Consider the following 11,890-nt stretch of genomic DNA (forward strand, 5'->3'; position numbering starts at 1 on the left):
GTGGAAACGCCGTCACCGTAAAACGGCTCTCCGTGCGGCAAGGTTCATTCCGGCTACCAGACGGGAGTGATTTAATCGCCGGGCATCAACACGTCATGACGTGGTCGGCCAATGTGCCGATGCCCTCGCGTCGATCGGGGAGTGCGTCGCGCAGTTCGCCCAGCCAACGCACCCAGTCGATGCGCTGCCGACCGACCAGGGCGCTCCGATTGCGCAAAATCACCTCGTACGCCCGATCCGGCCGGTCGGAGAGGAAGAGCCGGATCGCCTCGAGCATCGCCGCATTGGCGTGCTGCGACTGGCTGGCACCCGCGCCGCCACCGAGCGACACCGGCGGCGGCAGGGCGAGCCCCACCTCGCGCAGCAGCGAGGTCAACTGATCCGCGCCCGACTCGACGTGCAGCGCGGCGAGGTGGTGTTCGGCCAGCTCCTGGTGACCGAGGTTGGCCAGCCGGAGCGCCTTGGACGACGCCGCGACCACGGGCGCGACGGTTGCCCGGCCGACGGCCTGCTCCACCCACGTCCGGGTCGTCGCGGTCTGGAGGGCGGTGAGCCGCTCGTTGTTGATCAGCCGCGAGCGTTCGCCCCGGTCCTCGACGCGCTCGGCGGGCCACTGCCTGCGGCGTAGGTAGAGCGGCACCCAGGCGGGCGGCAGCGGCGGGTCGTCGCTGCGCCGCAGCACGGCCCGATCCCGCACGCCGGACGGCAGCGACCCGAGGATCGCCCCGACCGGAACGCCCCCTCCGACCTGGATGAGCGTCACGTCCGGCACCGGCGGGACGTCCCGCGCCCCGTCCAGCTCCGCCGGCGTTTCCGTGCCCCGCACCACCAGGTGACCCGCCGGGAGCTGATGGGCGGTGAATCCAGGTGGCAGGCTCTCGCGCACCGCCGCGTTCTCCAGCGCACGCAGACCGTCCGGTTCGCCCGCGAGGGTGACGTCCAGCGGGCGGCCCGCGCGCAGCCCCTCCAGCACGGTGAACAGCCCGGCCCGCTGGGACTGGTTCGGCGCTCCGCTGACGCTGATCCGTACCGCGTCCGGACGTGCCGCGCTGGCGGCGATCGGCGGGGGCGGCGGCAGCGCGACGCCACCGGGCCGGATGTGCACCATGCCCGGGTACGTCGTGTCGACCACCCAGTCCCGCAGACCGGGAAGCTCGATTCCGAACCGGCCGTCACCGTCACCGGCGGAAAGGCCGGCCGGCAGCGGTTCACCCGGCGTCGCCCCGGGCCCGTACACCCGGTAGTGGTCGGCGAAGTGCGGCAGCGTACGCACCGGGCCGGCCGGGCCCCACGTCATCGGCACGAAGCCCGACGCCGACGCCGGTGGCGCCTCGGCCAGCCGCGCCACCGGCACCACCAGGGCGGGCACCCCGGTGGCACGCGTCGGCAGCATGCCGCTGAGCTCGGCAAACGCCTGCCACGGCACCGCCGCGCCCGGCACCGGCTGCACCACCACCCGGTCCCGCAACAAACCGGGCAGCGCCGCCACGAGGTCCGCCACGGAGCGGGCGACCGCCGCCGCATCGGCGCCCGCCGGATCCACGAACAACACCCGCGAGCCCGGGTACGACGCGCGAGTGGCCGCCACGCCCGGGTCCGCCGAAGCCACCGCCCCCGCCGCAGCGACGACCCAACCGGCCGGGACCGGATGCGCCTGCCAGCCGTCCGGCAGCACGGCGCGGACCTGCCCCAACTGCTGCCGCTGCCCGCCGGTGAGCGCCCGCCCGACCAGCACCATTTCCGTGGGTACCGTGGCCGTCCGGATCCGACCGAGCTGCGCCAGCACCTCGTCCGGCACGAGCTCACCCGGCTCGCCGACCACGATGGGCACCGTTTCATCGGCACCGCCGCCCCGGGGGACGACGGTCTCCGGCAGGTGCCGTCCGACCCACAACCTGTCGGAATCGCGCGCGTCGAGGTACCAGCCGGGGGTCAGCTCGTACGTGCCGTGCCATGGGCCCGGCGTGAGACCGTACGGGGTCCGGGTCCTGGGTGCCGACACGTCGTCGCCCGCCCGGAGGCCGTCGCCCGCGTGGAAGCGGAAGGCGGCGGCGGTCGCCGCGAAGGTGGCGTTGCCATTCGCGTCGACGGGCACCACCCAGGGGGTCGGTGCCGGGCGATCGGCCAGATCGTCCGCCGGCACCTGTAGCGCGGCGGTGGGATGCAGGTCCCCGAGCAGCTCGTTCGCCATCGACTCGGCCTGCTCCGGGGAGAGGCTCGGCCATCGGCCGGCGAACTGGAGGGTCAACCTCGACCGGAACTCCGGACGCAGCTGCCGCAGGGCCGCCGGAACCTGGGCCAACCGCTGCCCCTCCAGATCGAGGACGACCGTCAGGCCGGCACGGGAGCCGCGTGGTCGGTCCGCCGCAGGCAGTGTCGGAGCCCGGCCCTCGTGCAGGAGGACGGCCCTGCCGCTGGCGGTGGCTGCCAGCCCGTCGAGCGGGCCGGCGAAGTAGTCGGAGCCGATACGCCGCATCGGAGGTGCCGGCCGGGGAAGTGGTGCCGGCACGGGCCCGGGCACGGACAGCGGCCGCGCCAGGTGCCCGGGACCGGAGCCGGGCGGGAGCACCGCAGCCGGCGGTGGCACGGCAACGAGCATCCGCCGGACGGCCTCGTCGCCGGCCCGTTCGACAGCGGTCGGAACACGTGGGCCCGACGGGGCAGCAGCCGGAACGTGTGGGCCCGACGGGGCAGCGGCCGGAACGTGTGGGCGCGGCGGGGAGCCAACGTTGGCCAACGGGCTCCGCAAGGGGTTGCGCGGGGCGTCGACCGGCGGGCGTTTCGCGACCACGTCGCGTGACCCCGTCCGCCCACTGGTGTCAGCGCCGACGGCCGGCCCATCCAGCCGGGACGGCGAGATGACGGAACCGTCGCTCACCGGCGGGACCTCCACAGCGGCGCCGGAACCGGGGCCGGTACCCGGCGACGAGGACTGCCCGCCCCGGGAACCCCCACCGACCGGGCCGCTCTCCGGCACCACCGCCGGACGATTCCCACCGAACGGGGCCGATGACGGAGCCCTGGGCGCGATCAAGCCGTCCGCCCGGGCCCGCGCCAACAACAACTCCGCCATCGCGTCGCCTGTCAGCGGACGCCCCGCGAACACCACCTCCGGGTCGAACCGGAGTGCGGGGGCCGTCATCTCCTCGGCGGAGCCATCCTCATAAAGGCGGTGCGAAACACCCAGCTGGTCGTCGTACGCGACCGTGAACGTGCGGCCATCGGCCTCCATGCCATCCAACAACCGAAGCCGGCCATCCAAACGGGCCGTGATCACCCCGTCCGCGTACTCAAGCCGCCCCTCGTGATCCCCGTCCCGCTCATAGGAAAGGACGAACCGCCGACCACCCGGCGCCACACCCGCAGTCGGCCGCCCGGCGTTGTCGAACGTCGTCAGCACACTTCCGTCAGACGTCGTCCGAAGAACCATCGCACCAGCGCGAATTGCAGACTTACCCCACGGCTCATGCCAAACGAAATCGGCGCCGTGATACTCCCACTCCTTGTCGCCAAGGCCCTCGTGCCTCGTCCGGACAATCCGACCCGAGCTGTCGAGCTCCTCCATCGCACCGCGAGAACCCGCGCCACCCTCGCCCTCCAATGCCCCATCCGCACGCACAGCAGCAGACGAAACCTCCGGCGAATCCACGCCCAGCGCCTGCGCCTCCGCGACCATCCTCGCCACCACGTCGTCGGCCGGCGGACGTGCCGCGACCATCCGCGCCACCACGTCGTCGGGCCGCGGGCGTTCCGCGACCAAGGTGGGTGCCCCAGTCCGCCCATAGCTGCGCCCGCCGGTGCCCGCGCCGCTGGCCGGACCATCCAGCCGGGACGGCGGAATGACGTCGGAACCGTCCCTGACCGGCGGAACCTCCACCGCGCCGTCGGCGCCGGATCCGGTGCCCACGGGTGAGGGCTGCCCGCGCCGGGAACCCCCACCGACCGGACCGCCCTCCGGCACCACCGCCGGAAGATCCCCATGACCCTGAACCGACACGTCGGGTCGGGAGCCCGCCCCACCGTCCGACGGCCCACCCGGACGCACGCCAGCAGAAGCCGAGGCTTCGGGCGCGCTCGGGCCCTCCGCCTGCGCCTGCGCCTGCGCCCACAGCCTCTCCGCCACATCGGCCGACGGGCGCTTCGCGAACAACACCTCCGGATCGAACCGAACCTCGGGGGCTTCCATCTTCTCGACGGAGCCATCCTCATAACGACGAGAAGAAACACCTTGCTGATCGTCGTAGGTAACCGTGAACTTCCGACCACCGGCGTCGATGCCAGCCGACAACCGAAGTCGGCCATCCAGCTCGAACGGCACATCACCGTTCTGGTAATGAAGCTGCCCGTGGCGATCCCCGGTCCGTTCGTAGAGAAGGACGAACCGCCGGCCGTCCGGCCCCACACCCTCAGTCGGCCGCCCACGACTGTTGAACTTCGTCAGTTCATTCCCGTCGGACGTCGTCCGACGAATCATCACGCCATCATGAAACGCAGACTTACCCCACGGCTCGTGCCAGATGAAATTGTCCCCGTGATGCTCCCACACCGTATCGCCAAGTCCCTCGTTCCGCGTCCTGATGATCCGACCCGAACTGCCATATTCGTAACGGTCACCCGCGAGCACGTCACGAGAGGTCCCCGTGCCGGAGTCCCCACCGACGCGCGGGCTCCCACCACCGGCGGCCTGGTCCATGCCGGGTGTCCTGACGGTCACGCCGAGGTCGGTCGAGTCGACCTCGGTGAAGCGGCCGGCGTCGGAGGCGGAGTGCGCAGCTGCCGGCGGCGGTTCGGCGTGGCTCCGGCTGAGCAGCGTGACCCCGTAGCCATCCTGTTTCAGGGGCAGCCTGGCGAATATCTCCCTGCCCTGCGTCAGCACCGACGGCGGGATCTCCGTGTGGGGCGAACCGACGACGAAGTCGGGATCGGTGGATGTCTTATCGGCGTAATGGCCGGAGCGGACCAGAGCGGCGACATCGCTCGGCACCTCCGCCGGTCGCACCCAGACCCCCCACTTGTGAAGCTCCATCTTCCAGCCCTCGTTCAGAGGGAACGTGTTCGGACCGTCGTCGTGTTGACGCAACCTGGCCATGTCCTGCAACTCCCGCAGGAAGCTCAACCCTTCAGTCGTGCGCTCGAACTGGTTGGTCGACATCTTCTCGTGTGCCAACCAACCGTCGACAGATTCGCCGGGGCGGCCGAATGTTTTATGGTAGTTGGATACGTACTGGTGACGAAATTCGTCGGCGATTGCGACGCGCTCCGCGTAGGGAATGTCGTACCGGGCTTTGGTGACCAGGCCGAGGCCGGCCAGACTGGGTGGGTCGGCCGGACCGAAAACTATCTCGAAATCGCGGGCCGCGATGTCGAGAACAGTGTGGAGTCGATCCTCGTGCAGCATGTGCACGTCCAGCCGCCCGCTGAGGTCCTGGGTACGAAACTCCCAGCGGGACCAGACGCTCTTGAGGTTCTCGTCGCCCGGCCCCTTGGCGAATGCGCCCGGATGGTCGCCCCAGACATCCTGGTACGCCTTCTGGAGGTCCTGTTCGAACGCTGCGCGTACCCGAACCAGGGCGTCTTCCGACAGGTTGAGCTGCCAGTCCTGTTCGACCTGACGCTGTTTCACGTCAGCCATAAGCTGCTCTCGCTGGATCGCGAGGGCGAGCCTGTCGGCCGCCAGCTTCTCGGCCAGGGCCCTGCCCTCCAGCCATTTCGGCACCGCATCGCCGGGGTTCTCCCCCGCACGGGCATCGAGATAGGCCTCGCGGGAACGCGTCAGGAACGCGGCGCGCTCTCGGGCGATGGTGGGCTTGTCGAGCAGCGCCGCCTTCTCCGGTGGAAGGCCGGCCAGGGCCTGATCGAAGGGGCTGCCGTCCTCAAGCGTGTGGAAGCTGTTCATGTCGCGCTCGTCGGCGAGTCTGCGCGTCTCAGCCGCATGGGCGCGGTCGAAGCGATCCGGCAACGCGTCGGCCGCGGCGTCCTGCCAGTGTCGGTCGCCGCCCGGCTGCTCGCTGCGCGCCGAGGACCGCTCGTGCGGACTCGGGCCCTCCGTCAGGTGGAGACGCTGCTCCGTACGGAAATCCTCAGCGACCTTTCCCTCCCACGGGAGCGGACCGTCGTCCAAGCCCCGGGCCTGCTTCCACTGGTCAAGCCGCTCAGGGAACCGGCCCTTCATGAAGGTGTCGAGCTCTATCTCCTTGCCGAACCGGCCCGGCAGCCCCTTCTCCAACTGATTCTGCCAAGCATCGAAGCTCCGGTCCGCCTGCGGCTTCCAGGTCTGGTACGACCCATCCGCCCTCGCGGCGAAGTCCGCCTGGTAGTTGATCCGGTACGTTCTGGTGACCAGGTCGACGTACTGAGCCTTCGACTCCGCGAAGTCGCCGGCCGTCCGGCCGCTGCCCGGTTGCGGACGCTCGAAATCCATCCGGGCATCATCAAACGCCTTACCCGCACGAGCCTGCGCCTGGTACAGATCAGCGTAGTAGTCGAACCTGAAGTTCTTCGCCAGATTGTCGACCTTCGTCGGCCATCTGCGGTAGAAGATGTCGAACCTGCCGCCCCGGACGCGGTCCGTGTTCGTGAACTTGGTCTGCCAGAGTTGCTCTACCCGCTTGCTGAATTTTGCCTCCGCCCGGGCCAGTTCCTCGGGGGTGTAGCTCTTGCCGCTCCGCTCCCTCCAGGCGGCGTACTCCCCGCGGAAGCGCTCCAGCGCCGTGCCACCCGTCTCCTTCATGCCCTGCTTCATCTCGCCGAGCGCGTGGGTCTTCTTCTGCTCCCGATTTTGGAACTCGGCCTGGTTTTTTGCCTCTTTCTGCGCCCTGACTTCATATGCCTCACGGTCGCGTCGCCAAACCGGGCCCTCGCGGTCGGGATCCCGGCCCTCCGGGAAGTGGCGGCGTTGCAGACGCCGTCCCGGCTTGTTGTCGGGCACCGCCCGCTCCGGCATCGGAGTGCCAGATGGGGTGTCCGGGGTGGGATCGCTCTGCGGCGATGCCGCCCGGTGGCCCGGCGAACCCGAGGCGGCGGACGGTGCCGAGGAATCCGAGGCTTGCCTGCCCGTGTGCGTGGGTGGCGGTGCGGCGCTGGCCTCCGGTGGCCCCTGATCACGCGGAGTTCTGACCTTTCCGTCGGCTGCGGCGGAGCTGGGGTGGCTCGGGGAAGAATTCGGGTGGCTCCGGGCACTGGGAGCCACTGGCGCGGCCTCCAGGGAGGCTGGGCGGGCGCCAACACCGCCAACTGCCGATCGATCGCCCCGCCCACCCCCAACCTCACCACGCCCCGGCACCACCGAAGCACCGTCCGCCCGCGCGGCAACACCCTCACCACCGGCAGTCTCACGACGCCCCACCACCGGCGAGCCAGCCTCACTAGCCCCAGCGACCCGACCAGCCGGCACCTCGCCCGCACGCCCGGGAACCAGAGGCACCTCACCCACACGCCCCCCACCCGGCAACACCTCACCGGCACGCCCGGAAACCGGAGGACCGTCGCCCACACGCCCCCCACCCGGCAACACCTCACCCACACGCCCGGAAACCGGAGGCCCTTCACCCACACGCCCCCCACCCGGCAACACCTCACCCACACGCCCGGAAACCGGAGGCACCTCACCCGGACGTACGGGGGGTGCTGTCTCAACCTGTGGGCGCGGCGACACCGCAGTGCCGTTGCCGGTGACCCCGTCCTGGCCAGGCTGATGTGCCCGGGAGGTGCCCGGGCCGACTCCCTCCGCCCCGCCGGGCTGTCGAGGGCCGCCGCCGGCATTGGTCCGACCGCCACCTGCGGATGCCGCGGGGGGAGCGCCCTGCCCGGTAGGCGGCGGCTCGTTGACCGAGTGCCCATTGACATCGATGACCTTACGGCCCCCCGCACCGGCCGGCGGGTTACCCAGCACGGGGCTCCCCGAGCCATTGGCGGGCGGGCTGTTGTCCAGGCGCGCGGGGGGAACCGCGTTGCCGTCGACGGACAACCGCACGCCGCCGCCTGGTCCCACCCCGGCTTCGGGCAGGTCGGTGAAGCGGCCTAAACGGGGGGTTGCGCGCTGCCCCGCGCCGGGGATCGTCTGGGCACTGGCGGACGATTTACCGGCACCCGGGCTGCCGACGGGGGGCAAGCCGGCCCCAGCGCCGGTCGGGAGGTGGCTGCCACTCTCAGCGTCGACCCTTCCCGGAAGCGGCGTCATGGCCGTCGAAGGGACGTCGACCTCGCCCAGGTCGCCTGAACCGGTGATCTGCGGCCTGCCTTCTCCGGTACCGGAAACGGTATGGGGAAGGCCGTTGGACGACAGTTTCGGGGTGCGGCTGCCGGTGAAGGGGAATGGGTGACGGTCCATGAAGCCACCGCCCCGAAACTTGCTGTCCGTGACCAACCCGGAAAACACCGCCCCGGCGGCGAAGCCGGCTCCCGCAGCTATACCGAAGGTCTTTCCATCGATCTTCACATCCGTGTTGGTAACACCGGAGGCGGTGAGCTCTGCGACGAAGGCGATCGCGACTTCGGTTGTCGCGCCGATCGAGCCACCTACGACCAATTCCGATAGGACCTTCGGCGACGTGAACGGCGTCACCAGGGCCCTCACGCTGGTCGGCACGACTTTGCTCGCCAAATTGCCGACCGCAACGAGGACTTTTGCGAGCCCGTCGATGAGTCTCCCCATCAACGCACCAAGCCCTGGTATCCACATCGTAGCAAAAGAAAATACAATCGTGATAATGCTGATGAGCTCAGCCTTGATGGCCTGCTTAATCATCTCCCGGACCTGATCCGAGTACTGCTTGATGTTCTCGCTGATGGACCGGGCTGCCGCAGCGACCTCGGTCACCTGTTTCCAGACCAGGGTGGTGACTTCGATGAAGTAACTGGCCGACCGGCCTGTCCAATCCATATCAACGGCTGCCACCTGGGTGGCAAGGGTGTCCAACTTGTCGGCGGCGCGTCCCCACTCCACGGACATTTCGTCGAGCTTGGCCGTGTCCGGGTAGGAGACGCCGCCGATCTCAGGCATTCTCCGTACCCTTCACCGAGGCACCGAACAGACACCGCATTCGTCCACCGTGCCATTGCCGGCACGTCGCCGCACAGTGCCCAGAACGAGGACATGGCCGCCCACCAGCGAGGACGTGCCGTGTCCCCCGCCTCGTGAACCCCGGCACCGGTCCGGCCGTCTTCCCGGGTGGAAGACCACCGGCTTGCGGGAACCCCCCGGGAGCCGTCCGGAGCCGGGACAGGAGAGCACGATGGGGTACCAGGACGATCTGAACGAGTTCCTCCGTCAGACGCAGGAGCTCGCCACGCAGGCGAACGCGGCCAGCGCCGACATGGCAGACCGCGAGGTCACCGGCGCGTGCGCGGGTGGCGCGGTACGGGTGACGATGACGACGTCCGGTCAGGTCCAGTCGGTGACGATCGACCCGCACGCGGTGAACCCGGACAACCTGCGCCACCTGGAGGGCAGGGTCGCCGAGGCGATGCAGAACGCGCTCGACAACGTGCGCGACCTCATGGAGCAGGTGATGCGGCCCTTGACCGACGAACTGAACCGGCTGACACCCGGGCAGCCGTGACGGGCGCCGCCCGGGTCGGGGGCCGGCCGGCACCGTACCCGGGCGACGTCCGACTCACCCGACCATTTCGCGACCCATCGTGAACAGCTCGGTGAAGACGCCGAACACCCCCAGCGCCAGCGTCGCCGACAGCACGAGGCAGACCACGCCGATCGTCTCGACGAACTTGCCCCGGTCCCGGGTGTCGACGACCGGACCGAACGGCGTCTGGCCGTCTTCCTTGGCGGCGGCGCGGGGGCGGGAGGCGAGCGCGACGGCGACGCCGACGCCGACCACGGCGGCCCCGATCAGCAGCAGCACCAGGACGGACGGGCCCGAGGCGAGATAGCGGTAACCGCTCGCCCCGATCACGCTGAACAGCCCGATCGCGCCGGGGACGGCCAGCAGTACCACCTCGCTGACGAAGCCGACCTGACGGGCGCGGATCACCAGTGCCGCCCCGGCCACCGCCGCCAGGCCCACGGACCACCCCTGACGGGACAGCGCCAGCACCGGGAACGCACCGGCCAGGGCCAGCGCCGGGAACACCAGGATGAGCGCCAGCAACTGGCGGGCGTTCAGCATCAACCGGGCGGTGGCCGGTGCCACGCCGGCCGCCGCCTTCGGCATGGGGGTGCTCCAGGCCGCGACCGCGGCGGCGAGCGGGCGGGCCACGGCCACCAGGAGCAGGGCCGCGAGCACGGTGGCGGCGGCGATCTGGGTGCCGTCCGCGTCGAGGAACACCAGCACCACAGCGAACGTGCCGGCCAGCGCGAGGGCGGCCTCGGCGGCGAGGATGGCCGGCTCCGGCGTGGCGGCCAGGGCCATCAGCAGACCCGCGTTGGCGCCGAGCACCACCCCGCACCAGAAGAGCCCGCCGCCCAGCGACTGGCCGACCAGGCCACCGGCGGCGGCCAGGCAGGGCACGGCCGACAACGAGATGGCCAGGCACGCGGACGCCGGAAGCCGTGCCCGCTTCTGGTTGAGCACCCACCCGAGGCAGAGCACGACGATGCTGACCAGGACGAGACCGAGCGCGGCGAGGAGGTCGTTGCGGTGCGGACGCGCCGCGACCACCGCCGCGACGAGGGTGAGCCAGCCGGCGCCGATCCAGACCGTCAGCACGCCCCGGGCCCGGGCGTCGACCCGCTGTTCCTGCGCGTCGGCGGCCACCAGTTCCTCAATGTCCTCCACCACCGGGGCGGTGCCCGGGTCGCGGGCGACGTCGCGCAGGTAGAGCACCTGCCCGTCGGCGACCCCGGCCTCGGCCAGCGACGACTCGATCGAGAAGGGTGCGCCGCCGGCGGGCGCCAATGACCAGGCGGGGGCCATGAGACCTCCGCCGGTCTGGCCGCACAGTTCGGCCAGCCCCGCCACGTACTCCCCGATCGGGCTCTCACTGGGAAGCGCGACGTCGACCCGCTTCCCGCCGCCGTTCACGGTGACCCGGCTACGCCTGTCCAACATCGGTGCGGTCCCTCTCATCCCCCGGTCTCGGCACGCGCGTCAGCGCTGCCAGGTCCTCGTGTTGGACTGCTCGGCGTTCGTGTAGTTCTGGTACGACACGTCGAGCGCGTGTGCGATGAATGGCAGCAGCCCGCCGCTGCCCTGGCCGCCGTCACCCCACAGACCCGTGGCGGCCATGTTCCATTCCTGTTCCAACCCTTTGAAGTACGTGTAGGTGGTGCCCGTCCAGGACTCCTCCAGCGGGGCCAGCTTGCTCTGCAGGCTGGCCAGTTCGGCGGCGAGGGTGCTGGAGATCTGGCGGATGTGGTTCCCGGCCTCACCAAGTTCGGCCGGTACCTGCAGTCTGCTTGATTCGATGTTGGGCACGGTCGGCTCCTAACGACTAAGGCGAGGTCAGAGGTTGGCGGGTGGGATATGGGTGTCCCCGGCCGGGTTTCGTGTCACGGGGTTGTACAGGGCCGGTTCGAGGCCGCTGCTGAGCGAGGCGATGTTCCTGGCGTTGTCCGTCTCGCTCTCGACGTAGTTCGCGACGTTGCCGCGCAGGCCCTGACCGATGTCTACCAGCGCGTTGTGCAGGTTGACGGAGTACGTGTGGAAGGTGTTCATCAGTTCGGCGAACTGCAGGGCGGACACCCCGAGCCAGCTGGCACCCAGCCCCGCGACGTAGGTCTGAAGCGCCGCGAGCTGGGTCTGCACGTCGTTGGCGACGACGTCGCAGTCCGCGGCGGCATTCGCCACGTACTCCGGGGTGACGTTGTACTGCGTCACGATCCGCTCCTTCTCATCGTGGGCGCGGCCGACCGGCCACGTCCGTAACAGCCTGGGCCCTCCGAGGAGGACACGGATAGTTCCCCAATCACCGGACACCCACCGTGCCGCGCCGG

The 11,890-nt window shown here is 70.3% G+C and carries 6 protein-coding genes; 2 read left to right on the forward strand and 4 right to left on the reverse strand.

What is annotated here, in order from left to right:
- Positions 1–85 precede the first annotated feature (85 nt).
- On the reverse strand, positions 86–6,928 hold the full coding sequence (locus GVV04_RS03590) for a hypothetical protein (RefSeq protein ID WP_161684343.1): 6,843 nt from the start codon (positions 6,926–6,928) through the stop codon (positions 86–88).
- A gap of 1,429 nt (positions 6,929–8,357) precedes the next feature.
- Between GVV04_RS03590 and GVV04_RS03595 the strand changes: the two genes are divergently transcribed.
- Complete coding sequence (locus tag GVV04_RS03595; RefSeq protein WP_161684344.1) at positions 8,358–8,759, forward strand: hypothetical protein; 402 nt, start codon at positions 8,358–8,360, stop codon at positions 8,757–8,759.
- Positions 8,760–9,233: 474 nt separating this feature from the next.
- Positions 9,234–9,560 carry a YbaB/EbfC family nucleoid-associated protein gene (locus GVV04_RS03600; protein ID WP_161684346.1) on the forward strand — a complete coding sequence of 109 codons (327 nt, stop codon included), beginning with the start codon at positions 9,234–9,236 and terminating at the stop codon, positions 9,558–9,560.
- A 54-nt stretch (positions 9,561–9,614) separates the two neighbouring features.
- Here the strand turns inward: GVV04_RS03600 and GVV04_RS03605 are convergent, their stop codons facing one another.
- Genes GVV04_RS03605 through GVV04_RS03615 form a run of 3 tightly spaced genes read right to left on the reverse strand, consistent with a single transcriptional unit; the run spans position 9,615 to position 11,774 of the window.
- Positions 9,615–11,006 carry an EsaB/YukD family protein gene (locus tag GVV04_RS03605; RefSeq protein ID WP_161684348.1) on the reverse strand — a complete coding sequence of 464 codons (1,392 nt, stop codon included), beginning with the start codon at positions 11,004–11,006 and terminating at the stop codon, positions 9,615–9,617.
- A gap of 39 nt (positions 11,007–11,045) precedes the next feature.
- Positions 11,046–11,372 (reverse strand): WXG100 family type VII secretion target, encoded by a 327-nt coding sequence (locus GVV04_RS03610; protein ID WP_161684350.1) that lies wholly within the window; start codon positions 11,370–11,372, stop codon positions 11,046–11,048.
- Positions 11,373–11,399: 27 nt separating this feature from the next.
- Complete coding sequence (locus GVV04_RS03615) at positions 11,400–11,774, reverse strand: WXG100 family type VII secretion target (protein WP_161684352.1); 375 nt, start codon at positions 11,772–11,774, stop codon at positions 11,400–11,402.
- Between the last annotated feature and the right edge of the window lie 116 nt (positions 11,775–11,890).

The sequence above is a fragment of the Micromonospora rubida genome (genome assembly GCF_009908295.1).
GTDB lineage: Bacteria > Actinomycetota > Actinomycetes > Mycobacteriales > Micromonosporaceae > Micromonospora > Micromonospora rubida.